Below are 24963 nucleotides of genomic sequence, written 5' to 3'. Positions count from 1 at the left end.
TTTTAATTGTAAGTAAGCATACTGGGTTGATAAGTATAAAAGTAGCTAGAAAATAAACATTTTTGATGAGATTATATGGAAAACTGGATGCCAGTGTCAAGCACTGGCGTGACACCCTTCACGGACTTTTAAATTACTTTAGCTATAAATATTAAGAAATTTACCAAATGAAAAAAAAGGCAAAAGAAGCCCTGGGGTTATTATCCGCTTTAAAATATTGGCGTTTTTTATGTTTTAAACGCTTGACAAGCAAGATTAAGCTGCTTTTAATTGCAACTAACTTACGCTGCAAATGTTTAAGAAGTTTACTAAGCAGAAAAAAAGACAAAGAATCCCCGAGTTAGCTAGTCTTTTACTATCTCTGTCGAGTATTGGCATTTTTTGATGTCTTGTAACGCTTTATAAGCGCGTTCAGCTTATTTAGATAAAAATCTAGATGTAGATGAAGTTTCGTAAAGACATACAGTATCTATATACTGCAAAAAATTGAACATAAGACGCCGATACATTAAGTAATCCTTACCTTTTAATCTGCAGATTGGCGAAAGCAAATACAATAGCTTCAGTTTCATGATAAGGGGGCTGGCGGAGGGTGTCAAGCAAGTTTTTTCGTTTCTATGTTGTCAGCTACTTGGATGACGCCAATCTGAGTTAACTACACCAACTCACATTCAGCAAAAAAGAAAGCTATCTCCTTACGAGCATTTTCTAGACTATCCGAGCCGTGGACTCTATTTTCACTAATATCATCAGCAAAATCACCCCTGATTGTGCCTTTATCTGCCTGCTTTGGATTGGTAGCTCCCATGATTTGTCTGTATTTACTTACTGCATTTTCACCAACTAAAACTTGAACTACCACAGAACCAGAGGTCATAAACTCTACTAATTCCCCAAAAAAAGGCCTATCTTTATGAATTTCATAAAACAGCTCTGCTTGTTTTTTTGTTAGTAACATCATTTTTTGTGCCGTGATTTTCAGCCCAGATTGTTCGATGTAGGAATTTATATTGCCTGTAATATTATTTTTTACTGCATCAGGTTTTAATATCGAAAGTGTCTTCTCAATTGCCATATTATTTCCTTATATAAGATTGTATATTTATGGATTCATTTTATTGCAAATTTTGATTTGATAAAAGTAGTTTTTTATTTATAGTTAAGAATAAACCATCAAGGAGGTATTGTATGGGTGAATGTTGTAAAAATAACACTACTAAACAAGCTGAGCCTACCACTAAAAAACAAGCTAAATCTACTACTAAAAAATTAGTAAGTAACTTTAAGTCATCACTTTTTTGTGGAACAAAAGGATTTTTAACTTTTAATTTGGCCTTTTTAAGTTATTTGGAATATAGTTCACATCATAATACAGAATTAAAAAAAGGTGCTGCCTTTGCAATGAAAAGGAATACTATTCCATTGCTTGAAATGGCTATCATAGTGCCATTTGTTTGTTTTGCGCTGCCAGCTATGGTAGGCAGTATGAGCCTCATGCAATGCGCACTTATATGCGCTGCGTTGATGGTTGCTACATGTTTTGTTGTAAGAACTTGGCATGTGCGTGAGAAGTTAATGGAAAAAATCACCAACCGTAGTAGAGGAGAAATAGACGCGGAATTTAAGAAAGATACTATAAAATTTCCTATCTTTGATCAAAATAGAAAACACACCGAGTATAATTCGCCTAACTCAGGGCGACTACTGGATGAAACAAGTAGCACCTCTCTTTTCGTTAAAGTTTTACTTTTCCCTCTAAAGGTTCTTTTGAAGGTCCTGCAAAGTTGTATAATGCTATCTTTAGCTGCCGTTGAACTTCTTGAAACAGTACCAAGTCTTTTTGTCGATACATTTTTCGATTGGAACTTCACATCCACCAAGAGTAACCTGAAGAGATCAGGCCACTTATTGTATGCCAGTGTAAGAAATTTAGTGCCTATAACTAAATTTGATGAGTGTGTAGCTAATTTTATAGGCACCCCAGAAGTAACTTGTTGTAGTAGTGCGTAGGTGAAAAAGGCAGTTATCTTATTTAATCTTGGCGGGCCTGATTCACTAAATGCGGTCCGTCCTTTTTTATTTAACCTTTTTTATGACAGGAGAATAATCAATCTACCGAATCCCTTTCGGTTTCTTTTAGCAAAGTTTATATCTGCGAAACGAGAAAATACTGCACGAAAAATATACGAGGAAATTGGAGGTAAATCGCCAATTCTAGAGAATACAAAAATGCAAGCTAATGCTTTAGAACTAAAATTAAACGAAAATAGAAACCATGTACACAAGGTATTCATCTGCATGCGCTATTGGCGTCCATTTGCTGACGAAGTTATTGAAAGTGTAAAACAGTTTGATCCTGATGAAGTAATTTTGCTGCCACTATACCCTCAATATTCAACTACCACAACTTTATCATCCATCGAAAATTGGCAAAAAAATGCTAAAAACCATGGTCTAAAGTGCGATACAAAAATAATTCACCATTATTATAATAACGAAGACTTTATTGAGGCTCACGCTAATTTAATAGCTAAGCATTACAAATTAGCCAGCAGAATCGATAAGCCAAGAGTCCTATTCTCAGCCCATAGCTTACCTCTTAGTATTATTAAAAAAGGCGACCCTTATGCTTCACAGATAGAAGAAACAGTAAAATTAATAGTAAAAAATTTGAATATTAAAGATCTTGATTGGTCAATATGTTATCAGAGTAAGATTGGTTCTGTAAAATGGCTAGAGCCAAGCACTGAAAGTGAGCTATTATGCGCAAAAATTGATGGTGTACCTGTAGTTCTATCACCTATATCTTTTGTTTCTGAGCATTCAGAAACTCTAGTTGAACTTGATATAGAATATAAAGCAATTATCAAGGATGGATATTACTTTCGTGTGCCAACTCTCAGTACCGATCCCTTGTTTATAAAATGCTTAGCCGATTTGTGCATAAATCTCCCTTAAAGTCCTGATTCATAGGGCTTTTCTTTTAGGATTTTATGTGATAGAATAACAGGAAGTTATTAACTATTTCATGCCAAGCAAGCTAAAAAAGAAATCTAACATACTCGCACAAAAGGTGCATGATATTTATGATCATGATTTCAGGAAGGTAATCTGCATCACAACAGGTTTAACAGCCCTATTGTGTAAGATTTCACTGCAATTTTGCTGCGAGTTCATTGACAATAATAGATCCAATATCTTTCTTATACGGAATGTTGCTCGACTAGTAAAGTTTCCGACATCTATTCTATACATTGCCCATTCTGCATTTACTCTACAGGATCTAATTAAGGATTACAGAAACCCTGAGAGTAAAAAAGAGCTGGCAAAAATTGTGGGTAAATCGGCTAATCTTGCAAGCAGCATCATAGAAGCATTGATGATGTTGAAAGTCATCCATTTTTTTACTAGGAGTAATGCAGACGTAATAAGTCACATTCACTTAACATCAACGATCCTATTTCTGTTTATTTCGGAACCTATAAGCTACTATTATTCATGGAGAAAATACCTAGATAATAAGGATCCTGAAAAGTCTGCTGAGTGTAAGAAGGACCTTATTATCAGCACATTAACTTTGTCATTAGGTTTATTAAACTTCATATTAAGAAGTATAGAGACTCCAACTATACCAATAAACTTAGGTAATGGTATAATCTATAATTTCAACTTAAGCGTAACAGTCAGCATAATATATAGTGCAGTATTTCTTGCAGTTCAGCTTGACAAATTGTTTCAACAACCTGTCAATGATGATCCTTCCACTGAACTTGATGATGTTCATAATATAAACGTTCATTCTAATGACAGCACTGTAGAGGTATAAGAATTAGGGATGAAAAGATTTTATTTCTACTGCCAACGCTAGTACTGCTAATTTGCTAACAATACTCCAAAGTGATAGAATTTTACCTTCTACAACCTGGCTAACATCATGAAACTCACAGTCAGTGGCATTCAAGCTAGAATATACATCTTTTCTGCTATTACATCGGTATAAGTAACATGTTGGAGTATCTCCTATATAGTATATTAGCGGTTCTGCAGAACTGCTTTTAAACATGTCAATGGTTGGTACACCTTCTTGTATAATAACGCTATTGATTGCTATTCCTTCTTTTATCTTTTTCATTTTATGACGCTTTTTTTTATTGAGGTTTAATATTTCCTCTCCACTTGTTGCTGTTATAATGCCCATCCCATATGTGCCATTGCTTGCTTTGATAAAAACGTAAGGTTGTGTTTTTATTTCATATTCCTCATATTTTTTTTGCACTAGAGATAATATTTGGTCAACTTTAGTTGCTACTGCTCCTAGTGACAAATCATCATCAAAATCAACTCCATCACAGCTCTCTGTAAGCACAGAAATTAGCCATGGGTCTATTTTAAATTTGCCACAAAACTCAGATGCTAATTCTTGATAGATTTCAAAATACTTAAATTTCTGCCTGCTATGCCAACCGTATAGTGGGCTTGGTACTATATCTTGCTTTACGTCTTTCAGCGTGCCTGGAATGTGGCTCGTCATATCACGGTTCAGTATAATAACATCAGGCACAAATCCTGAAGTTGTCTTTAGCAGAGAGTTTTCTTTCACAACAGTTTCATACTGTTCTATTAAATTGTATACTTCATTATATAAAAGGCCAATTCTAGTCTCAAAACCTGCGAGTTGTAGTATTTTCTCTATAACAAATACGTTTTCTATATACATTTTATTGCGTGTATAATTTTCCGGTATTATAAGAACCTTTTTGTATTGATGTCTTTTAAAATAGCTTTTTATCAATCTTGCTGCCATCGTTCTTGATTCTTCACTTAAGTTATTGAACCCCGCAGGAAATAAATTAGCGTCTACTGGAACGATTTTATAGCCAGAGTTTCTAAGATCTATAGAGCTATAAAATGGCGATGTAAGGCCATTAAATTTTGCTTCGAACCAATTATTTATACTTTTTTCCAAATCTGGGTGAATTATGTTTTGCATCTGCACTTTAAATGTTATAAGGAAGGTATTATATTATAAGCTATAGTTGAACATATTTAGTAAATTTGACTAAAGATTAAAGTATAATGAGATTCTTATTTAAAGTGATAGAAAAATGATTCAACACGATAACAATAAAATGTATGGCACTACTATATTATCAATTAGAAAAGATAAAAGTGTAGTAGTAATAGGTGACGGACAAGTTTCACTGGGCCACACTGTTATAAAATCTGGAGCAAAAAAAGTTAGGCGTCTTTCTGGTGATTCCGTAATTGCTGGATTTGCCGGGGCAACAGCCGACGCATTTACTCTTTTTGAAAGATTAGAATCTAAACTTGACAAGCACCCAGGGCAATTAATGAGAGCATGTGTTGAACTTGCAAAAGACTGGAGAATGGATAAATATCTGAGGAAATTAGAAGCTATGATGATCGTTGCAGATAAATCTATTTCATTAGTAATTACGGGAACAGGTGATGTTCTTGAACCTGAAGATGGAGTCGCAGCTATTGGCTCTGGGGGAAATTTTGCTCTATCTGCAGCAAGAGCTTTAATTGACATTAAAGGAATATCAATAGAGGAAATTGCGAAAAAGGCTATGAAGATAGCTGGCGATATATGTGTTTATACAAATCATAATGTAGTTATTGAAAAGATAGAGGAGTGATATGTCTTCCAAGCAAAAAACTTTATGCACCAATTTTTCCAATCAGCCCATAACCCTTTCAGAAGGGCGGTCTTGTAGTAGTGACACCTACGATGAAAAAGATAACCTCTATAAAGATACTAAGAGTGGTTTTGATTCAAATGACAGCGATGTTCAAGTTAATGACAGCACTCAAGTTTTGTTAGATGACCTGCCACCACAGAAGATAGTTAAAGAATTGGACAGATTCATAATCGGACAGGATGATGCAAAGCGTGCTGTTGCTATTGCGCTCAGAAATCGTTGGCGTCGCAATCAGGTTCCATTTCCATTGCGTGATGAAATCATACCTAAGAATATATTGATGATCGGTCATACAGGGGTTGGTAAAACTGAAATAGCTCGTCGCTTAGCAAAACTTGCCGGTGCACCGTTCATAAAAATTGAGGCAACGAAGTTTACTGAAATAGGGTACGTTGGACGTGACGTTGATTCGATAATACGCGATTTAGTTGATGCAGCAATAGTTTTAGTTAAAGAGAAAGCCCGTAAAGCCTTAGCTAAAAAGGCTTTAATTTTAGCTGAGAAAACAATAGTAAACTCTATGGTAGGCGAAAATGCAACCGAAGAGAGTAAAAAAATTTTTAGAGAAAGGTTGAGGAATAAAGAGTTTGAGGACGGAGAAGTTTCTATTAACGTCAGAGAGAGCAAGAGTATGTTACCTACTTTCGATATACCAGGCATGCCAGGTGGGCAAGTTGGTGTGATGAATGTAACAGAAATAATGGGCAAGATGTTTAACGGGAGCAAAAAAACAAAAACTATTACGGTGAAGGTAAAAGAAGCGCGTGAAATATTAATTAATGAAGAAAGTGAAAGGCTAATGGATGAAGATAAGATAATCAAAGAAGCCATTGATCTTGTTAGTAATGACGGTATAGTATTTTTGGATGAAATAGACAAAATTGCAGCGCGTACAGAAGTAAAAGGTGAAGTAAACAGAGAAGGAGTGCAACGCGATCTGTTACCATTACTTGAAGGAACAACTGTTACAACTAAGTATGGCCATGTAAAAACAGACTATATATTATTTATTGCATCTGGTGCTTTTCATCAGTCTAAACCATCTGACCTCTTACCGGAATTGCAGGGCAGATTACCGATCAGGGTAGAACTTAAGGCACTTACTCAAGAGGATTTAATAAGAATATTAAAGGAACCAGAATCTAGTTTGTTAAAGCAGTACATAGCTTTAATGAAAACAGAAAATGTGACACTTGAGTTCACTGATGATGGTATAAAAACCATAGCTGAAATAGCGTTTACAGTTAATAGGCAAGTGGAAAATATAGGTGCAAGAAGGCTTCACACTGTCATGGAGAAGCTTTTAGATGAAATAAGTTTCATTGCTTCTGAGAAAAATAGCGAAAAATTCATTATAGACAGCAAGTATGTAAAAGATAAACTTGAGTCAATTTCGAAGCAGCTTGATTTATCTAAGTTTATACTTTAGGAAAAACGAAAAGCCTACTTTAAGTAGTATAGAGAGTGTTCAGAAGATTAGCCAGTAGACCTAAAATTTCAGCTATATTCTTTAGGCTGTTTTTCAACAGTAGAATGGTGTGCTGCGACCTCTTGCTTAACATCTAAGCTTAAGTCAATTATTGAGATATTTTCTTCATCATAATCTATGTCTTTTATTAACATATCGTCAGTAATAGTCAAAAGGTCAGGCGGAGAAAGAATAGTTCTTTTATTACCAGCTCTCATTCCCACAACTCCAAGCTCTATAGCAAGTGGTATTTTTTTATCGCCAACCCTAAATTGCACTGTTTGATCTTTGACTATATATTCCCCATTATGCTCCTTTACGCTATATTTAACCGATATCTCATCACCGCACCTTACTTGTTTTCCAGTCTTGTTAATTAAGTCATTAAAAACCATCAGATTATTTACTGAGTCGGGATATTTATCCTTTACTTCGATCAGTTTGACGTAATAAGAATTAAAATTCATTTTGTTCTCATTGGCAATAGTAACTACACGCTCTCCGCCTTCTTTCATACCTATTACCCCTAAACTCACTTCTTTTAGGTCATCTTGACCTATTTTCAAAGTAACATCAGAAACTTTGCTAGGGAGTGTTGCTGAGTTATTATTAGAAATTTTATATATTTGCAATAGGACTTCCAGGCCACAAAAAGCCTTGCTGCCACTGCCTTCAGTAATTTCATAAAAATTTATTGAATCTTCTTCCTTTTGCTGCGTTATTTCTTCTAAATATTCTGTCAGCCCATGCTTTTCAATATAGCGGTCAAGTGCTGATTCAAGTATTGGCTTCACTAGGTAATGTGCTATCGTCTGTATCAAACCACCATGCGTGGCATTTATCTCATAAAGCTTGTCCTTTTTTTCCGGTTTACCTTTGTTTATATAGACAATAGTAAACACAAAAGCAGAAGTTAAAGTGAGAATCATTACTACGGAAATAAGCATTTGTAATATAATTTTTCTAACCATCTTTCTTTACTTGATTCAATAAATCATATAAATAATTAGTATCCCCTGAAAGCGCACTCAAATTATCCAAGCCTTGTTTAAAGAGGACGTCTATATAGTCCTCTACTTCACTTTTACCAAGTACAGACATAAGATTATTTGTTTTATCTTGTTCGTAGTCTTCAATATCATCCTTAGCTTGAAAGATAAGCCCTAGATTTATTCCATAGTTATATAACGCTTTACGTTGCTTGTCTGTAGCACCCCCTATTATAGCACCTATTTCACATGAAGCTGCAAATAGTTTTGCGGTTTTCATCAAATGAATTTCTTTTATTTTATCAGCTTGGCCCGACGTCATTCCAGCGTCATACATACAGCCGTACGAATGTTGTAGTTTTAAGGTAGAAAGGGTGTCATGCAAGTAGCTGACACTGGAATCCATTTCATGTTCAGCTCCACTATCGCATGGCTTTTTGCACGAAATGCTTGTAGGCAAAGCTTTCTGGATCCCAGTGTCTGCTACTTGAATGACAGAGGGTTGGGGGCTAAAATCTATATGCTCACTGTTAATATCTAAAGCCTGTCCTCCCACCATTCCCCTAATTCCTATTGCCTGAGAAAGAACTTTTATGATCTCACAGCGTTTCTCATTTAACGAAGATAATACCTCAAAAGCCAGAGTAAGTAGTGCATCTCCGGCAAGCACTGCTGTTGCTTCATCAAATTTTTTATGGCAGCTTAGCTGGCTTCTGCGAGTATCACTGTTGTCCATGCACGGTAAATCATCGTGAATTAGAGAGTAAGCATGAACAAATTCAATTGCTGCAGCAACTGATATTACTTTTTTAGCTTCCGCGTTAAACACTCGCGATGAAGCTACGACTAAAAAGGAGCGTATATGTTTTGCAGGAGCAAGGAGTATATAACGCATAGCTGATATAAGCTTATTCTCGCTATTTTCGGGTAAGAGTTTATTTACTTCTACAATAAGCAAATTTTTTGTTGTTTCGTCTAGCATTTTTGAATTGTTAATTGTTTAGCACGTAACGCTAGCCAGCTAGGGCAGTAGAAAACTTTACTGTAGTTTACCAGTTATAAAAGATATTGCAAACATAAAAATTTTTTATAACATCAAAGAATAGGTTATTTTTTTGGTAAGAAATGTGAATAGCGAACTAGCAAAGAGCACTAGAGAAGACATAGAAGAGAAAGTGAAAAAGATTATACTAGAGCATATTAGTAAGGATGTAGAGAAATTCAACAGCTCTTCAAAGCTTTCGGAGCATGGTACAGACAGCTTAGATGCAGTTGAAATCATCATGGCAGCAGAAGAAGAGTTTGGAATAGAAATTCCAGATGAAGACGCACAAAAAATGGAAACTATGGAGCAAATAGTTGAGTACATTAATAATAAAAAAGGCTAATAGTTAGTGTTAAATGAGCAGAAGAGTAGTAGTCACTGGTGTTGGTTTAATCACTCCACTAGCGGCAGATGTTGACAACACTTGGTCAAGGCTAATAAAAAGTGAGTCTGGCATAAAAGCAATCAATACGGATAGATTTGACTCTTCTGATCTTGCTTGCAAAATTGCAGGGCAGGTGCCGTTGCAATCAGACAACATTGAGCACCATTTCAATCCACTAGATTATATTTCTGAGAAAGACTCAAAAAGGACAGATCGTTTTATCCATTACGGTATTGCAGCAGCTATTCAGGCAGTAGATGATTCATTAATTTTGGAAAGCCAAAATATCAATCGGGAACGTGTTGGTGTGACTATTGGCTCTGGTATAGGTGGTCTTCCGTCAATTCAGGAAAATGTTATTACCATGCAGGAAAAAGGGCCCAGACGTGTCAGTCCATTTTTTGTCCCTGCAAGTCTAATAAATTTGATATCTGGCCATATTTCTATTAAATACGAATTTACAGGTCCAAACGATTCAGCAGTAACCGCATGTGCAACAGGTGCGCATGCAATCATAAACTCAGCAAGAACTATAAAACTTGGTGAAGCAGATGTTATGATTGCAGGTGGAGCAGAAAGTGCACTGTGTAGAGTTGGAATTGCAGGTTTTGCATCTATGAAAGCGTTATCAACTAAATTCAATGATAAACCCAAAGAAGCTTCAAGACCATGGGATGCAGAACGCGATGGTTTTGTTATGGGTGAAGGAGCAGGTATATTGGTGTTGGAAGAATACGAACATGCAAAAAAAAGGGGGGCAAAAATACATGCTGAACTGGTTGGGTACGGACTCACAGGAGATGCGCACCACATTACAGCACCACATCCAGAAGGAAGAGGCGCATTTAAGGCAATGCAGCTTGCTTTAAAGAGCGCGCAAATTAATCCCAATCAAGTAGGGTATATCAATGCACATGGAACTTCAACGCCACTTGGAGATAAAATTGAAGTAATAGCAATGAAACAGTTATTCGGTGACTACGTTTATAAAATACCTGTTTCTTCAACTAAATCTTCTATAGGACATTTACTTGGTGCTGCAGGGAGCGTTGAAGCAATATTCAGTATTCTTGCGTTAAATAATGGAATTATTCCGCCAACCTTAAATTTACACAAGCCTTCAGAAGGATGTGATTTAAATTTTGTACCGTTTAAAGCTCAGGAGCATAAAATTCAATATGCACTTTCTAATTCGTTTGGTTTTGGTGGCACTAATGCATCGCTCATATTTGGACAAGTTTAGTTGATGTTACCCCAGTGTCTTCCTCTTGTCATGCAAGCAGCTCTCCTACTGTCATCCCAGCACGTGACACTGGGATGACAAACGGTTGTGAAAGGGAATACATATAAAAATTAAACTATCAATAGCAATTCAAAAAGAAAAAATATTCTATTCATCCCTGAAGAAGTATTTTATTGACAATTTATGAATAAAGATCAATAATGCAGAAAAGGAATTGATAGGCGTATGCATGAATTTAACCACTATTAATTGTACATTATTTGTTGTAATTACATATTTTTTGACGTGCATTATAGCTTGGTGCTTACCTTTCAAAGACATAACATTATTAACAACATTTGTTCCGGCTTCAGTTGCAATTTTGCTAACCATTTATAATAAACAGAAGGTAAGGGATCTTTTTAAACTTAGTTCGCCAAAAAACTGTCTATTAGGGTTTATACTTATTCTGGTAAGTATGCTAATTTCCAATGGTCTTTTGTCAATTTACTGCGGTTTTTCATTTTTCCGAGAGTCTTTTACGTTAGACCGTGTAAAGGATTTGAGTGCAGTTTTGAGTCCATTAGTGATGTTATTTGTTTTATTATCAACCTTTGTGATGTGGATCATTATGTCTCTTGGTGAAGAGATCGGTTGGCGTGGCTATCTTTTGAAAAATCTTAAAAGCAAAATATCAAATTTTTATATCAGAGCAATTATTGTCGGTATTATTTGGTCAGTATGGCACATACCAACTTATGTGGTTGCTGGCTCAGCTTTGTGGAAGGATGGCTTTACATTCCCGACTATTTGTGCTTATACCCTTTATATTTGTGCAATGTCTATAATGTTTACCTGGTTGTTTGAAAAAGACAACTCGATTTGGCCAGTAACTATTGCTCATGCAACAAATAATCTTGTGTATAGTGTTTTGAGCATTCTAATGCCGTCTCCTCCTCTGTCAACTTTCGATGCAGTAATTCGCCTTACATTAGGAGCAGCTGGTTATTTCATTGTTGCAATTGGTGTTATTTGGTTTGATAAAGCTCGAGAGCGTCATTTGAGTAATTCATAGTATAAAATTTCGGGGGCAATTCGCATCAGGTGTCATGCAGGTAGCATGACACTGGGATGATGAGGAAGAAAAAGCAAATTTTGCCTTTTACGGTCAATCTATTATACTTAGTAAGACTTCAATAAACTAATGAATTATACTTTATATCTAATTAAATGCACAAGATATTAATAAGAAATAACTACAAACCTTTGGTCGGAAAAATCAAGATTAATGGCTCAAAAAATGCTGTTTTACCAATAATGGCAGCAAGTCTATTAAGTAGCTCCCCGGTAATTTTGCATAATGTACCTGATTTAATTGATGTGCATCTAATGTCTAAGTTGCTTGAAAGTCTTGGAGCAGAAGTGAACTTTATGCACAATAAAAATTATAAAGCGAACCATACTTTGAAAATTGACTGCAGCAATATCAACAATCACGTGATGCCATATAAAACCGCAAGTAAGCTAAGAACTTCTTTTCTAATATTGGGTCCAATGCTTAGCAGATTTGGCAAAGCGAGAACAGCATTTCCTGGTGGATGCAACATTGGAAAGCGTCCCGTTGATATGCATATTAAAGCATTAGAAGAAATGGGAGCTAAAATTGAAATTGACGGCTATAATATAATTGCAACAGTGAAAGGAAAGCTACAAGGAAAAGAAATCACATTTGAGAAAATAAGTGTTGGCGCAACAGAAAATGTAATAATGGCAGCAACATTTGCAGAAGGAGTGACAACAATAAACAATGCTGCAACTGAGCCGGAAGTTCTTGATTTAATAGATTTTCTGAAGAAAATGGGTGCTGATATTGAAATTGATAATACAAAGGTCATAATAACAGGAGTTGAAGCACTAAATGGATGTGTTCATAAAATAATACCAGATCGCATAGAAGCAGGCACCTATGCACTAGCTGCTATAATAACCGGTGGTAAGTTGGAGTTGGAAGGAATAAATCTATCTGATATAAGGTGTATTACAAATGAGTTGGAGACTATAGGAGCTATGGTTGAACTGTATGATGGAGGCATTGTTATTTCCAGAAAAAATGGCTCTATTAAGTCTGCTAACGTTGCGACAGATCCATATCCCAATTTTCCCAGTGATATGCAACCACAACTGATGTCTTCAATGTGCATCGCTGATGGGATATCAGTAATTGAAGAGAACATTTTTGAAAACAGATTTACACATGCAGATGAATTGAGAAAGTTAGGTGCTAATATCAGCATCGAGAAAAGCAAAGCTACTATAAGTGGAATAAAAAGCTTATCTGGAGCTAATCTATATGCTACTGACTTAAGATCAACAGCAGCTTTGGTGCTTGCTTCTTTGGTAGCCGGTGGAGAAACTATAATAAACAATTCACATCATTTATGGAGAGGATATGAAGCAATGCATGAAAAACTCAATTCATGTGGAGCTGATATCTCCATTTCGTCTTGAGGATATTTTATGAATGAAGCAACCAAACGAACTATAGTAAAAGAAATAGATGCAATCTTATATGAAGAACATAAGGTATTAGACCATGGATTTATTCGAGTAGTGGATTATATGGGCTCTGATAGCGCTATAGTTCAAGCTGCTCGTGTTTCTTATGGCAAGGGAACAAAACAGATAAGTCAGGATGAAGCACTTATAAAGTATTTAATGAGACATCATCATACAACTCCATTTGAAATGTGTGAAATTAAGTTTCACGTGAAACTTCCAATTTTTGTTGCAAGGCAATGGATAAGGCATAGAACTGCAAATGTGAATGAATATTCAGCAAGGTATTCAATACTTGATAATGAATTTTATACACCTAAACCAGAACAAGTTGCAAAACAATCTGACAATAATAAACAAGGTAGCGGGGAAGCTTTTGATCCAGATACCTCAAAGGAAATAATAGATTCTCTAACAAATGACTCTAATTTAGTATATTCTCATTATGAAAAATTTATTGAGCAGGGGCTTGCAAGAGAAATTGCCAGAACTAACCTAATGCTTAATTACTACACGCAATTTTATTGGAAAATAGATCTGCATAATCTCCTTCATTTTTTGAAGCTTAGAGCTGATAAGCATGCCCAATATGAAATCAGAGTTTATGCAGAAGTTATGCTGGATATAATAAAAAAATGGGTTCCACTGGCCTACAATGCCTTTGTTGAATATTGCCTAGAATCAGCCTGTATTTCAAGAACTGGTCTAGAAATAATTCGCAAATTAATTAAAGGGGAAAACGTTACTAGAGAAGAAAGTAATATTGGTAAAAGAGAATGGGGCGAGCTGATGTCTATACTTGATAAACAATCTTAAAGATAAAGGCATACGTGTCAATCTCCTCTGTCAGTTAACTCTCGTTCACCAGATTGAATCTTGCTTTTTACATCACATTAACTCATCACTTTTATAGAACATCTCATTAAAATCATTTAGAGTTCCAAAATCCTGACCCTTGATAAACAGGTGATCATTAGCAACATGTGCTTCATCAAGAGTAAACAGCTCGTAATGATGATTGTGAGCGGGCCTAACAATTTCATTATATAAAACCATTACTTGTTCGTAGTTATATCCATCGCCAGCATGATATTTACCACGTACGGTATCATAAAAATTCTTTACATCATCATATGTCACTTGCAGCTCCACCTTATACTTTCCCACTTCAAGAGGACTTCCTGTCTTTATTTTTAAGGGATGTTGTGAATTTGCAACACTGTTAGAAGTTTCTGCTTCAATATCAGAATTTTTATCCATATTTTCTATCACACTTGCCATAACAGTTTCTTGTTCATCTTCTGTTGGTTTTGTTTGTTTTTCAGTCTTATTACTGCTACTGTCAGTTTCCACAGTTACTTTTTTTACTTCTATATCTTTTTGAGCTTTCTCATTACTTTGCTTGTGTATTTCATCTCCATGCAATTTTTCCTGCAGAGCTTTTTTCGTATCAGCATAATCATCACGATTGCTTTGCAAAGCTGGTTTATAACTGCTGCTATCATCCGCTTGCATTTGATCTATATAGTTAGATTCTTCTTCCTGTATAGTATTTTTTGCGTTATCCTCACCAACCGTTCCTTTCTCCCCAGACTTGGCTTCACTCTCTACCACAACTTCTTCGTCTACTTGCTCATCATCAATTGTAAATTCAGTACCTATCTGATTGCTATCTTCCTCCAATTCATTAGATAATTTTTCAGATAGCTGGTCACCACTCAAATATGGTTCCTTTGAATATTTAGCATAATTATGGGGATCGGTTCTGTTTTCTGAATAAAACCCACTTTCAAAGTCTGAGTAGGAGCTTTGATTGAGCACAAAAAATAAGTTTTCATAATTAACCAGCATATCACTATCAGGGCTAACAAAATTTAAATATTCATCGCCTTCCCATTCTGGGTGGTGTCTATACTCTGCTATGTAGTATTTACTAGAGTCGAGAGGTATCTTGTCACCTTCTTCCCCATCAAGTTGTAAAACTACTGCTGAATGCCCATTACCTAAATCATTACCTTTTACCACTTTGAATATTTTAATCTCATCCTTTTCTACAAGTTCTTTTAACTCCTCGTTCTTTTCATTTAACTCTTCCTCCCTTTGTCTTTCTGCTTCTCTTTCTCTTGCCAATCTTTCTGCTTCTTCATCAGCTTTCTTCTGCAGTTGTGAGAATACATTTTGTAATATATCTTGTGTGGTTAAGCTATTTGTGTTGCTTAAAAAATTATCTAACACATTTGATGCAATTGGTGACAATTCACCGTGATCATCAAATACTTTTTCCTTTGCTTTATTATAGTGATTTGGGTTATAGATTGCATACAGAGGATAAAAACCATAATCTGCAATTGACGCTCCGTCAGGTGATAGTTCCATTGAGAATCCATAGTAATTAAGTGGAAGATTGGAGGTTAAATATTTACCGTTATCATCCCTAACGTGTAGCTCACTTCTACCATTGTGCTCACTATATTTGTTGTAGTAGATATAAAAATTCTCATGGTTAAGATTGAAGTGATCATCTAGATTATCGAATTGAATTGTACTGCCAAGCTTCTCCCGCAAAAGATTTTTGCTTTCATCTGTAAGCTTTATATGTGCAGAAAAGTAGTATCGATCTATAGGTTCGCCTTTTTCTATTTCAAAGTTCAAAGTAATCTTGTCGTTGACCATTGGTAGCCTCCACAAATTCTATAAATCATTTTATTTATCAATCATACGGTCTGTACTATGAAAAATGTGTTAAACGTTAAGATTTTCTCTGTACCGATTCATCTATATTGCCAGGCTTAATAAAGTTACAAGCTCTTTAAAACAATGTTAAACTCAATCACTATGGCAAAAACAGTTGACGTATTACTACCACTTCCAATTGATCAGTTATTTTCATATGCAATTGAGGAAAATACTGAGATTTTACTTGGAGATTACGTAGTGGTGCCATTTGGCAAAAAACGCTTAATCGGAATAGTTTGGAAATACAGTGATAAAAGTAACCGAGAATTAAAATTTATTGAGCAAAAAATCGATTTACCAAATATTAGACCAAAATTGATTGCATTTGCAGAGTGGGTTGCACAATACAATTTAATACCTATTGGTATGCTTGCCAAAGTGATAATGGGAGGAGTGTTAAAAGTAAATCACATAGATAAATTGGTTTGTGTTGAACAAAAGCAGGAAACAAGTGAAATAAGTTGCCAATTAAGCCCTGAACAGCAGATAGCTAGTGATAAAATAATAAGCAATTTGAACGAGTATTCAGTGACTTTGCTTGACGGTGAGACAGGATCTGGAAAAACCGAAGTTTATCTCTCTGTGATTGCACAATTGATTAAGAATTACACTGCCGTTCCAAATGCTGCTCAGACTTTACCATCCCAGTGCCCAGAGACACAACTGTACGAACATTGTGATTTGGGTCTACCAAGAGGGTGTTATCCGAGTAGCCTGACACTGGGATCCAGTTTTTCATATAACTTCATTACAAATGTTTATTTTAACTTAAAACCAATACCTAATTTACAATCAAAATTCCTGGATTCCAGTGTCAAGCACTGGAATGACACCTTTATACTCAAGGCAAAACCCACTGTAACATTTAGCATACCGTCTTTGCCACGTACTAGTATGACACCAGAATATGTTGAAATGACACCAGGAGAGGGTAATGCACAAATTTTAATCCTCCTACCTGAAATTGTTTTAACTTCACAATTGGTAAATCGTGTTCGCGGTCAGATATCAAAAAACTTAGTTGAATGGCACTCAGAGCTCACTCCAAAAACTCGCCGGAATAATTGGCTCAATATAGCAAGTGGAAATGCGCAGATAATTATTGGTGCACGGTCAGCACTTTTTTTGCCTTATAAAAACCTAAAATTGATTATTGTTGATGAAGAGCATGATTCATCTTTTAAGCAAGAACAGGGAATTATATATAATGCTCGAGATATGGCGATAATCTTAGCCAAATTTGAAAATATTCCGATTATTTTATCATCAGCTACTCCACTGCTTGAAACGATTCATCATGTTAAAAACGGGAATTACAATCATGTAAAGCTAACCAAGCGATTCGGTGGTGCAGAATTGCCACTCATTAAAGTAGTGGATATGAGAAGCAACAAGCAATGGATCTCCTCTGAGCTTTTTGAAAGCATCAAACAAACCATAGAGAAAAAACAGCAGGTTATGCTTTTTCTAAACCGCAGAGGGTATGCACAACTGGCAGTTTGTAAAAAGTGTGGATATAAAATTTCCTGCTTAAATTGTGCTGTTTGGCTTACATATCACAAGAAAAAAAATGCTCTTTTGTGCCATCATTGCTCTTATCAATTGAAACTTCCAGAAAAATGTTCTAATTGCCAAAGTGAACAGCCATTGTCCCTCTACGGCATAGGAATTGAAAGGTTACTTGAAGAAATGGTGAAATTAATACCAAACGCAAAAACTGCGATGATAAGCAGCGATCAGAAGTCGGTTAGTAACGTAATTGACTTGGTACTGAAAGAAGAGGTGAACATTATAATCGGCACACAAATAATTGCTAAGGGGCACAATTTCCCCAAATTAACTTTGGTTGGAGTAATGAATGCAGATTTGAGTCTCGAAAATTCTGATTTAAGAGCAGCGGAAAAGACGTATCAATTGTTGCACCAAGTTGCAGGCAGGTCAGGAAGGTTTAATGAAAAAGGAATGGTAATAGTGCAAACCAATAACCCTGAAAGTTCAATAATAAAAGCATTGCTGCATCAAAAAAGGGACTCATTTTATGAAATTGAACTTAAGTCAAGACGTGAAGCCAAAATGCCACCATTTAGCAGATTAATAGCGCTTATCATTTGTGGTAAGAATCAGATTGCAACACAAAAAGCAGCGAATGAAATAGTAAAATCTCTTCTTTGTCATCCAAGTAGCTTAACTACTTGTATCCAGGAAAAAAATGTAGGTGTAGACAAAAAGGAATTTGAAATTCTTGGCCCATCACCAGCAGCGATAAATTTTTTAAATAATAAGTATCGGTATAGGGTATTATTAAAAATACACAATAAACACAGTTTATCTATACAAAAAAAGCTGAAATATTGGATTAAAAATTGTAACTTGAATTCGAGTATTGCAGTGATAATAGATGTTGATCCTGTGAGTTTTTTTTAACGAGTTCCGTTAAGCCTTCTTGCCAATTACCACAACATTCTCACTGGGAAAAAAATAATCAGGTACAACCATATTTTTTGGTGCAGGACCCCCAATCACTCGGCCTGATGTGTCATAATATGAACCGTGGCAAGGACAGAACCAACCATTACCATCTCTTGTAGCGTGGTCAACCGGTACACACCCAAGATGTGTACATATTCCGATCATGATTAACCATTCGTCTTTTCCTTCGTATACTCTCTGCTCATCTAATTGAGGATCCCTCAAGCTCTTCACATTCACAGCTCTTGCAGCCTCAATTTCTTGCTTTGTGCGTCTACGAATGAATACTGGTTTACCTTGCCACTTTACTTTTACTCCATGTCCTTCCTGAATTCCAGACAAATTCACTTCCACTGTGGAAGTTGCTAGAACTTCAGCAGAAGGATTCATAGATTTAACCAGTGGCCAAAGTCCACTTGCAGCTCCTATACCTGCCATAGCGCATGTAGTTAATGTTATAAAATCTCTCCTACTCTTATTTTTAGTAAGATCTTTAACAGGAGGTGTTTTTTTATCCTCTTTGTCTGCCAGTGGTTTTTTATTTTTAGTTAAATTTTTGTCCATTGATCTTTACTTAGCCATAAGTATATATTTTAATTTAAATACTGCGTATTAATCAACAAAAACTTGCGCTTTTTGTTTAACCTGTACTACAGTTGAGAAGAGATAGAGTTTTCAACTTCAGAAATACTATCTTCAGTGGAATCAGGATCTTCAATTTTCGCTACTGACACCACCTTTTCTCTACTTTCTGTTTTAAATAGAGTTACTCCCTGAGTGCTACGTCCTGCAATCCTGATATCATTTACTGAAATACGAATTAACTTTCCTTTATCTGTAATAAGCATTATATTATCACCCTGCTCAACTGGAAAACTAGCAACAACATTACCGTTTCTGCTAGTAGTAAGAATATTGGTGATACCAACACCACCCCTGTTAGTTATTCTATACTCATACGCAGAAGTTCTTTTACCAAAGCCATTTTCAGTAATAGTTAATATAAACTCCTCATTCAATGCAAGTTTTAAGAACAATTCGTTATCTATTCCTAAATCATTTAAAGTCTTTTCCAATTTAGAATCAATGGAGTTATTAATTGCAGTTCCCAGTCTTTTTGCAAGTGGAACTTTTAAGTAAAGTTCTTTTGTTTCTGTTGCTACACCTATCCCATTTAATATGGTCATGGATATCACGCTATCATTCTTTACAAGTTTGATACCTCTTACGCCATCTGAATTGCGACTTTTAAATTGACGCACATCACTTACAACAAATCTGATACTTTTGCCGAATCTTGTTGAAAGAAAAACATGATCAATTTCATTGCATACTTTAACCGATATTAATTTGTCTCCTTCATCGAGCTTTATTGCTATTTTTCCATTGCTTGGAATATAGTGAAAGTCCGCTAAAGAGTTACGCCTTATGTTTCCATAGGCAGTAGTAAAAACTATGTTTTGATTTTCATCATTTTCACTTGGTAACGGCATGATATTAGTTATAGTTTCACCTTCAGCAAGAGGGAATATATTAACAAGCGCTCTTCCACGTGCAGTTGGCTCTGCAAGAGGTAACTTATAAACTTTTAATCTATAAACTCGACCAATGTTAGAGAAGAACAAAACGCTAGTGTGAGTATTTGTCACAAATAATTCTGTAATTACGTCTTCTTCTTTTAATCCCTGTCCTAGCTTTCCTTTTCCACCACGACGCTGAGTTCTGTAGTGAGAAAGCTTCACACGCTTGATATAACCATTCATAGTTACGGTTATCACCATATCCTCTTGTGGAATTAGATCTTCAGCTTCAATGTCCGTATCTGATTCCTCTATTGAAGTTTTTCGCGGCACAGCAAATCTGTTCTTTATTTCTTGTAGATTGTTTTTTATTTCCTTCATCAACTTCTCTTCTGAGCCAAGAAAAGCGATATATTCTTTTATCAGGTTGATCATTGAACTTAGCTCAGCTTCTAATTTGTCTTTTTCAAGGCCTGTTAAACGCTGCAGTTTCATATCAAGGATAGCCTTAATTTGTAGCTCAGTTAATCTATACACTCCATCTTTCAAAAAGCTTGCGCTATCTGAAATCAACTCGATAATAGTGTTGATTTCATTCGAAGTTTTCCATTCTTTATTTAAAAGTTCTCTACTTGCTTCCGCAGGATCTTTTGCACCGCGGATGATTTTTATCACTTCATCTATGCTGAGGACCGCAATGTAGAGCCCTATATATATATGAGCTTTTTCTCTCGTTTTTCTTAGACGAAATTCTGTTCTTCGAATTAGTACTTCTTTTCTAAAATCAACAAAAGCAGCTATGATTTCTTTTAACGACATCAAAGCAGGTCTGTTGTTATTGAGGACTAAAGTGTTAACACTAAAACTACTTCTTAGTGGAGTTAGTCCCAATATTTGATTAAGTATAAAACTTGCTTCAGCATTTCTTCTGAGGTCAATTACTACTCTAATACCAGACTTATCGGACTCATCCCTAATTTCTGTTATGCCATCAATTCTTTTTTCTTTTACAAGCTCACCTATCTTCTCAATTAATTTTACTTTGTTTACCTGGTAAGGTATTTCATCAATCACTATTGCTTGCCTATCTTGTGGCAGGTCTTCTATGTGAGTCTTGCCTTGCACAACAATTGATCCACGACCCGTTGCAAATGCTGATCTTATTCCAGACCTTCCAAGAATTGTTCCCCCAGTTGGAAAATCCGGCCCTGGCATCACTTCAAGTAACTCATCCAAAGTAACTTCAGGATTATTTACATATAATATACAAGCATCTATTATTTCTCCAAGATTATGAGAAGGAATATTGGTTGCCATACCAACTGCAACACCACTTGCACCGTTTACCAATAGATTCGGAAACTCTGCAGGCAGCACAACTGGTTCTGTTTCATTTCCATCGTAGTTTGGCCTAAAATTAACTGTATCTTCATCAATATCATTCAGTAAAAAGTGCGACACTTTTTGAAGTCTTGCTTCTGTGTATCGCATTGAAGCTGGTGGATCTCCATCTATCGAACCAAAGTTACCTTGCCCATCAACAAGTGGTAAAAGAAGAGAGAAATCTTGGGCCATTCTAACCAAGGAATCGTAAATAGCTGCATCACCATGTGGGTGATATTTCCCCATTACATCCCCAACTATACGAGCTGCCTTTTTATATGGCTTACCGGCATCGAATCCAGCTCTTGACATTGCATATAATATGCGCCTGTGAACAGGTTTAAATCCATCCCGCACGTCAGGTATAGCCCGGCTTATGATAACGCTCATTGCGTAGGAAAGATAAGAATCTTCCAGCTCTTTTACTATTGAGATTGGTACTATATTATCCTGCATTTTCTATACTTTAATTGAAGTAATTAATAATACTAACATTCAGTTAAGCAAATGGGCAATGACAGACTTGAACTGCCGACCTCCTCGGTGTAAACGAGATGCTCTACCAGCTGAGCTAATTGCCCCTTTAGATCTAATTCTATAGCTCAATATTATTATTGTAAACAAAAATAGCAATAAATTGTATCCGTTCAGCAGAGTGGCAAAATAGGTAGACAAGGTGATCTAAAAAGATAATCATAGAGTAAATGTGAGGTAAGTCCTTACAATAAATGGTGTCATCCAAGTAGCCGACACTGGGATGGCTTTGTTGCATCGCTCTTCGGATAGTAGGTAACGCACAATAAATTTATGAAGCTATCTCAAATTTAGCCATACCAATATCAGTGAACTTATTGAGCAAATAGCATTTAACAAGTAGTTCCTTCTCACGATTAATCTCAGATTTGCTCCTAAAACTAAACCCAAATATTCGCTTCAACCTTGAGAAAAATCCTTCAATATACGATCTTTTTCCGTAATTTACTTCTTCTTTCCATCTTTTTATACCATTCTCACCATGTAATTTCATTAACTGAATAGCGGCATTTCTATCAAGCATATAATCCAATTTTGGATGCTCTGCTGCGTTGTTTTTCGGAGGAATTTTCGTTTTTATACCATATTGATTACACAGCTTATAGAGCTTTTCTCTATCATATGCCCTATCTGCATATAGTACTTTTATGACATACTGAAAATCGACTTCTTTTAGCAAATCACAAGCTCCATAGTGATCAGAGTAGACACCATTACTGTATTTTACAGCTATGGCTTTTTTGCTGTTTGTATTCAACATTACATGCAATTTTCTTGTCTGTTCATAGCTGCGATACTTTCTATCTTCGCTATTTTCCTTGCTATGACCAGGAGTGTTGTTGTATATACTAATTCCTGTACTGTCTATAGCAATTTCGATATCTTCCATATTATTTTTATCAATTCTGCAATCATTGATCTTAATATTAAGTTTCTTAAACCTTCTTGATGATTGTGAATAGCTGATAACTTGCAAATTTTTCCCAATTTGCTCAAGGTATCCTGCTATAAACCCAACTGTTTGCCTCAGGCCTATTCTAAATAAACAAGTTATTATGTGCACCAAAATTACAACTTTATCGCTATAAATATTGTTGCCACCTGGTATTTTTGGACCATTCTCGTACCACTTTTCTATGGCTTCGTTGATATAATGAAAAATATTTCCTCTTTTTTCTAGAAATTTGTTATATTCGCTATGGTTACTGACCCTCATTTTTTGTGGCATATTTTTTCTTTCAAGGTTAAATGGCTATTTTATAATGAATTTTGTCAGTAGCCACCAGATTTTTTCAGTTGCTATGCAACAAAGCCCACTGGGATCCAGAAAAAAGAATGGTGTCATTCCAGTGCTTGACACTGGAATGGCTTTGTTGCATCGCTCTTCGGATAGTAGGTAACGCACAATAAATTTATGAAGCTATCTCAAATTTAGCCATACCAATATCAGTGAACTTATTGAGCAAATAGCATTTAACAAGTAGTTCCTTCTCTCTATTTGTCTCAGATTTATTCCTAAAACTAAATCCAAATGTTTGTTTCAGTCGCGAGAAAAAACTTTCTATATAAGATCTTTTTCCATAACTCATCTCTTTTTTCCACTTCTTTATACCATCTTTATCATATGACTTTATGAGCTTGACTGCAGAATTTCTCTCAGCCATATAGTCTAACTTTGGATGCTCTGCTGCGTTGTTTTTCGGAGGAATTTTCGTTTTTATACCATATTGATTACACAGCTTATAGAGCTTTTCTCTGTCATATGCCCTATCTGCATATAGTACTTTTATGACATACTGAAAATCGACTTCTTTTAGCAAATCACAAGCTCCATAGTGATCAGCCGTTACTGTATTTTACAGCTATGGCTTTTTTGCTGTTTGTATTCAACATTACATGCAATTTTCTTGTCTGTTCATAGCTGCGATACTTTCTATCTTCGCTATTTTCTTTGCTATGACCAGGAGTGTTGTTGTATATACTAATTCCTGTACTGTCTATAGCAATTTCGATATCTTCCATATTATTTTCTGCAATCATTGATCTTAATATTGAGTTTCTTAAACCTTCTTGATGATTGTGAATAGCTGATAACTTGCAAATTTTTCCCAATTTGCTCAAGGTATCCTGCTATAAACCCAACTGTTTGCCTCAGGCCTATTCTAAATAAACAAGTTATTATGTGCACCAAAATTACAACTTTATCGCTATAAATATTGTTGCCACCTGGTATTTTTGGACCATTCTCGTACCACTTTTCTATGGCTTCGTTGATATAATGAAAAATATTTCCTCTTTTTTCCAGAAATTTGTTATATTCGCTATGGTTACTGACCCTCATTTTTTGTGGCATATTTTTTCTTCAACAGTTAAATCGCTATTTTATAATGAATTTTGTCAGTAGCCACCAGATTTTTTCAGTTGCTATGCAACAAAGCCCACTGGAATCCAGCTTTTTCATAATCATTAAAACATTGTATTTTTACATAAAACAGCTATTTTTATGCTCGCCAACTTAATAAAATTCCTGGATCCCAGTGGGCTTTGTTGCATCGCTAGCTATGATGGATTAAAGATAAAAAAGATAGGGAATATCAGTAGCTTATTATTCTGGTATTTATAACAAGAACGGTCAGTGAATACCTAAATTTGAGTAAAAGAAATTTCACTACCACTCACTAATCTGGCTAAAATTCAAGAATTTCAATGCTTTAGCTATTTTCAATAGAATTAAATTTATTAATATAAATAATAAATTACTATTCTTAAATTTGATCAGATTGATTGCAAAAAAACAAGATTTTCAATAGGTTGCTTATAATCCTAATTATAGTTAGCCTTTCATAAGTAGCGATGCAACAAAGCCATCCCAGTGTCAAGCACTGGGATGACACCCTACTGATGGGCCCAAATCACAATGTTCGTACAGTTAT

General features: G+C 35.5%; 22 protein-coding genes and 1 tRNA gene. 11 read left to right on the top strand and 12 right to left on the bottom strand.

All coding sequences use genetic code 11. The annotated features are described in order from the left end of the window. Positions 1-655 precede the first annotated feature (655 nt). Entirely contained in the window at positions 656-1075 is a 420-nt protein-coding gene (gene ndk / locus AAGD72_RS00700; RefSeq protein WP_182309846.1) for a nucleoside-diphosphate kinase, read from the bottom strand. 113 nt (positions 1076-1188) lie between these two features. Between ndk and AAGD72_RS00695 the strand changes: the two genes are divergently transcribed. From AAGD72_RS00695 to AAGD72_RS00685, 3 genes are all read left to right on the top strand, one after another. Further along, on the top strand, positions 1189-2010 hold the full coding sequence (locus tag AAGD72_RS00695; protein ID WP_341814881.1) for a hypothetical protein: 822 nt from the start codon (positions 1189-1191) through the stop codon (positions 2008-2010). Beyond that, the gene (hemH, locus tag AAGD72_RS00690) at positions 2011-2958 is read left to right on the top strand and encodes a ferrochelatase (protein ID WP_341814880.1); all 948 of its coding nucleotides are present in this window, start codon (positions 2011-2013) and stop codon (positions 2956-2958) included. Between the two features lie 70 nt (positions 2959-3028). Then, a complete protein-coding gene (locus tag AAGD72_RS00685; RefSeq protein WP_341814879.1) occupies positions 3029-3826 on the top strand; it encodes a hypothetical protein in 798 nt (265 codons plus the stop codon). A 3-nt stretch (positions 3827-3829) separates the two neighbouring features. Here AAGD72_RS00685 and gshA read toward each other — a convergent pair whose 3' ends face one another. Further along, positions 3830-4990 carry a glutamate--cysteine ligase gene (gene gshA / locus AAGD72_RS00680; RefSeq protein WP_012673378.1) on the bottom strand — a complete coding sequence of 387 codons (1161 nt, stop codon included), beginning with the start codon at positions 4988-4990 and terminating at the stop codon, positions 3830-3832. A gap of 115 nt (positions 4991-5105) precedes the next feature. Here gshA and hslV point away from each other — a divergent pair, with 115 nt between their 5' ends. Further along, positions 5106-5660, top strand: a complete 555-nt coding sequence (hslV, locus tag AAGD72_RS00675; RefSeq protein WP_006280198.1) for an ATP-dependent protease subunit HslV — start codon at positions 5106-5108, stop codon at positions 5658-5660. Between the two features lies 1 nt (position 5661). Continuing rightward, complete coding sequence (gene hslU, locus AAGD72_RS00670) at positions 5662-7152, top strand: ATP-dependent protease ATPase subunit HslU (RefSeq protein WP_006280200.1); 1491 nt, start codon at positions 5662-5664, stop codon at positions 7150-7152. A gap of 68 nt (positions 7153-7220) precedes the next feature. Here hslU and AAGD72_RS00665 read toward each other — a convergent pair whose 3' ends face one another. Both AAGD72_RS00665 and AAGD72_RS00660 read right to left on the bottom strand, forming a co-directional pair. Further along, positions 7221-8162: an FKBP-type peptidyl-prolyl cis-trans isomerase gene (locus AAGD72_RS00665; RefSeq protein ID WP_010963087.1), complete on the bottom strand. Its 942-nt coding sequence runs from the start codon at positions 8160-8162 to the stop codon at positions 7221-7223. Continuing rightward, positions 8155-9162: a polyprenyl synthetase family protein gene (locus AAGD72_RS00660; RefSeq protein ID WP_341814878.1), complete on the bottom strand. Its 1008-nt coding sequence runs from the start codon at positions 9160-9162 to the stop codon at positions 8155-8157. Before AAGD72_RS00660 ends, AAGD72_RS00665 begins: the two co-directional genes overlap by 8 nt. Positions 9163-9343: 181 nt before the next feature. Here AAGD72_RS00660 and acpP point away from each other — a divergent pair, with 181 nt between their 5' ends. The 5 genes from acpP (at position 9344) to thyX (ending at position 14204) form a co-directional block, all read left to right on the top strand. Next, on the top strand, positions 9344-9568 hold the full coding sequence (gene acpP, locus AAGD72_RS00655; protein WP_213863337.1) for an acyl carrier protein: 225 nt from the start codon (positions 9344-9346) through the stop codon (positions 9566-9568). Positions 9569-9581: 13 nt separating this feature from the next. Then, on the top strand, positions 9582-10853 hold the full coding sequence (gene fabF / locus AAGD72_RS00650) for a beta-ketoacyl-ACP synthase II (RefSeq protein WP_077188419.1): 1272 nt from the start codon (positions 9582-9584) through the stop codon (positions 10851-10853). A gap of 457 nt (positions 10854-11310) precedes the next feature. Continuing rightward, entirely contained in the window at positions 11311-11907 is a 597-nt protein-coding gene (locus tag AAGD72_RS00645) for a CPBP family intramembrane glutamic endopeptidase (protein ID WP_010082032.1), read from the top strand. Positions 11908-12062: 155 nt separating this feature from the next. Continuing rightward, complete coding sequence (gene murA / locus AAGD72_RS00640; protein WP_341814877.1) at positions 12063-13340, top strand: UDP-N-acetylglucosamine 1-carboxyvinyltransferase; 1278 nt, start codon at positions 12063-12065, stop codon at positions 13338-13340. A 9-nt stretch (positions 13341-13349) separates the two neighbouring features. Next, positions 13350-14204 (top strand): FAD-dependent thymidylate synthase, encoded by an 855-nt coding sequence (thyX, locus tag AAGD72_RS00635; RefSeq protein ID WP_015589436.1) that lies wholly within the window; start codon positions 13350-13352, stop codon positions 14202-14204. A gap of 72 nt (positions 14205-14276) precedes the next feature. On the opposite strand, the gene AAGD72_RS00630 is transcribed toward thyX, so the two are convergent. After that, on the bottom strand, positions 14277-16061 hold the full coding sequence (locus AAGD72_RS00630) for a hypothetical protein (RefSeq protein WP_141456689.1): 1785 nt from the start codon (positions 16059-16061) through the stop codon (positions 14277-14279). 144 nt (positions 16062-16205) lie between these two features. On the opposite strand from AAGD72_RS00630, the gene priA reads away from it, so the two are divergent. Next, positions 16206-18548 carry a primosomal protein N' gene (priA, locus tag AAGD72_RS00625; RefSeq protein WP_341814876.1) on the top strand — a complete coding sequence of 781 codons (2343 nt, stop codon included), beginning with the start codon at positions 16206-16208 and terminating at the stop codon, positions 18546-18548. Between the two features lie 9 nt (positions 18549-18557). Here priA and petA read toward each other — a convergent pair whose 3' ends face one another. The 7 genes from petA to AAGD72_RS00590 form a co-directional block, all read right to left on the bottom strand. After that, the gene (petA, locus tag AAGD72_RS00620; RefSeq protein WP_182309809.1) at positions 18558-19157 is read right to left on the bottom strand and encodes a ubiquinol-cytochrome c reductase iron-sulfur subunit; all 600 of its coding nucleotides are present in this window, start codon (positions 19155-19157) and stop codon (positions 18558-18560) included. Between the two features lie 86 nt (positions 19158-19243). After that, complete coding sequence (gene gyrA, locus AAGD72_RS00615; RefSeq protein ID WP_341814875.1) at positions 19244-21952, bottom strand: DNA gyrase subunit A; 2709 nt, start codon at positions 21950-21952, stop codon at positions 19244-19246. 52 nt (positions 21953-22004) lie between these two features. After that, positions 22005-22077 (bottom strand) — tRNA-Val (locus AAGD72_RS00610). Positions 22078-22301: 224 nt separating this feature from the next. After that, on the bottom strand, positions 22302-23258 hold the full coding sequence (locus tag AAGD72_RS00605; RefSeq protein ID WP_341814569.1) for an IS5 family transposase: 957 nt from the start codon (positions 23256-23258) through the stop codon (positions 22302-22304). Between the two features lie 184 nt (positions 23259-23442). After that, positions 23443-23850: a transposase gene (locus AAGD72_RS00600; protein WP_341814874.1), complete on the bottom strand. Its 408-nt coding sequence runs from the start codon at positions 23848-23850 to the stop codon at positions 23443-23445. Positions 23851-23869: 19 nt separating this feature from the next. Then, positions 23870-24070 carry a hypothetical protein gene (locus AAGD72_RS00595; protein WP_010082383.1) on the bottom strand — a complete coding sequence of 67 codons (201 nt, stop codon included), beginning with the start codon at positions 24068-24070 and terminating at the stop codon, positions 23870-23872. Then, complete coding sequence (locus tag AAGD72_RS00590) at positions 24054-24383, bottom strand: transposase (protein WP_007548762.1); 330 nt, start codon at positions 24381-24383, stop codon at positions 24054-24056. The genes AAGD72_RS00595 and AAGD72_RS00590 overlap by 17 nt, the downstream gene beginning before the upstream one ends. Positions 24384-24963: the final 580 nt, after the last annotated feature.

It is taken from the genome of Wolbachia endosymbiont (group A) of Chalcis sispes (assembly GCF_964026765.1).
GTDB lineage: Bacteria > Pseudomonadota > Alphaproteobacteria > Rickettsiales > Anaplasmataceae > Wolbachia > Wolbachia pipientis.
This window is presented reverse-complemented; position numbering and strand designations above follow the sequence as displayed.

What these genes read in the sequence shown, in the direction of transcription:
- ndk (WP_182309846.1), bottom strand. Translation starts at nt 1,075, where the DNA reads ATGGCAATTGAGAAGACACTTTCGATATTAAAACCTGATGCAGTAAAA.
- AAGD72_RS00695 (WP_341814881.1), top strand. Translation starts at nt 1,189, where the DNA reads ATGGGTGAATGTTGTAAAAATAACACTACTAAACAAGCTGAGCCTACC.
- AAGD72_RS00685 (WP_341814879.1), top strand. Translation starts at nt 3,029, where the DNA reads ATGCCAAGCAAGCTAAAAAAGAAATCTAACATACTCGCACAAAAGGTG.
- gshA (WP_012673378.1), bottom strand. Translation starts at nt 4,990, where the DNA reads ATGCAAAACATAATTCACCCAGATTTGGAAAAAAGTATAAATAATTGG.
- hslV (WP_006280198.1), top strand. Translation starts at nt 5,106, where the DNA reads ATGATTCAACACGATAACAATAAAATGTATGGCACTACTATATTATCA.
- hslU (WP_006280200.1), top strand. Translation starts at nt 5,662, where the DNA reads ATGTCTTCCAAGCAAAAAACTTTATGCACCAATTTTTCCAATCAGCCC.
- AAGD72_RS00665 (WP_010963087.1), bottom strand. Translation starts at nt 8,162, where the DNA reads ATGGTTAGAAAAATTATATTACAAATGCTTATTTCCGTAGTAATGATT.
- AAGD72_RS00660 (WP_341814878.1), bottom strand. Translation starts at nt 9,162, where the DNA reads ATGCTAGACGAAACAACAAAAAATTTGCTTATTGTAGAAGTAAATAAA.
- fabF (WP_077188419.1), top strand. Translation starts at nt 9,582, where the DNA reads ATGAGCAGAAGAGTAGTAGTCACTGGTGTTGGTTTAATCACTCCACTA.
- AAGD72_RS00645 (WP_010082032.1), top strand. Translation starts at nt 11,311, where the DNA reads ATGCTAATTTCCAATGGTCTTTTGTCAATTTACTGCGGTTTTTCATTT.
- murA (WP_341814877.1), top strand. Translation starts at nt 12,063, where the DNA reads ATGCACAAGATATTAATAAGAAATAACTACAAACCTTTGGTCGGAAAA.
- thyX (WP_015589436.1), top strand. Translation starts at nt 13,350, where the DNA reads ATGAATGAAGCAACCAAACGAACTATAGTAAAAGAAATAGATGCAATC.
- AAGD72_RS00630 (WP_141456689.1), bottom strand. Translation starts at nt 16,061, where the DNA reads ATGGTCAACGACAAGATTACTTTGAACTTTGAAATAGAAAAAGGCGAA.
- priA (WP_341814876.1), top strand. Translation starts at nt 16,206, where the DNA reads ATGTTAAACTCAATCACTATGGCAAAAACAGTTGACGTATTACTACCA.
- petA (WP_182309809.1), bottom strand. Translation starts at nt 19,157, where the DNA reads ATGGACAAAAATTTAACTAAAAATAAAAAACCACTGGCAGACAAAGAG.
- gyrA (WP_341814875.1), bottom strand. Translation starts at nt 21,952, where the DNA reads ATGCAGGATAATATAGTACCAATCTCAATAGTAAAAGAGCTGGAAGAT.
- AAGD72_RS00605 (WP_341814569.1), bottom strand. Translation starts at nt 23,258, where the DNA reads ATGCCACAAAAAATGAGGGTCAGTAACCATAGCGAATATAACAAATTT.
- AAGD72_RS00595 (WP_010082383.1), bottom strand. Translation starts at nt 24,070, where the DNA reads ATGATTGCAGAAAATAATATGGAAGATATCGAAATTGCTATAGACAGT.
- AAGD72_RS00590 (WP_007548762.1), bottom strand. Translation starts at nt 24,383, where the DNA reads ATGCCACAAAAAATGAGGGTCAGTAACCATAGCGAATATAACAAATTT.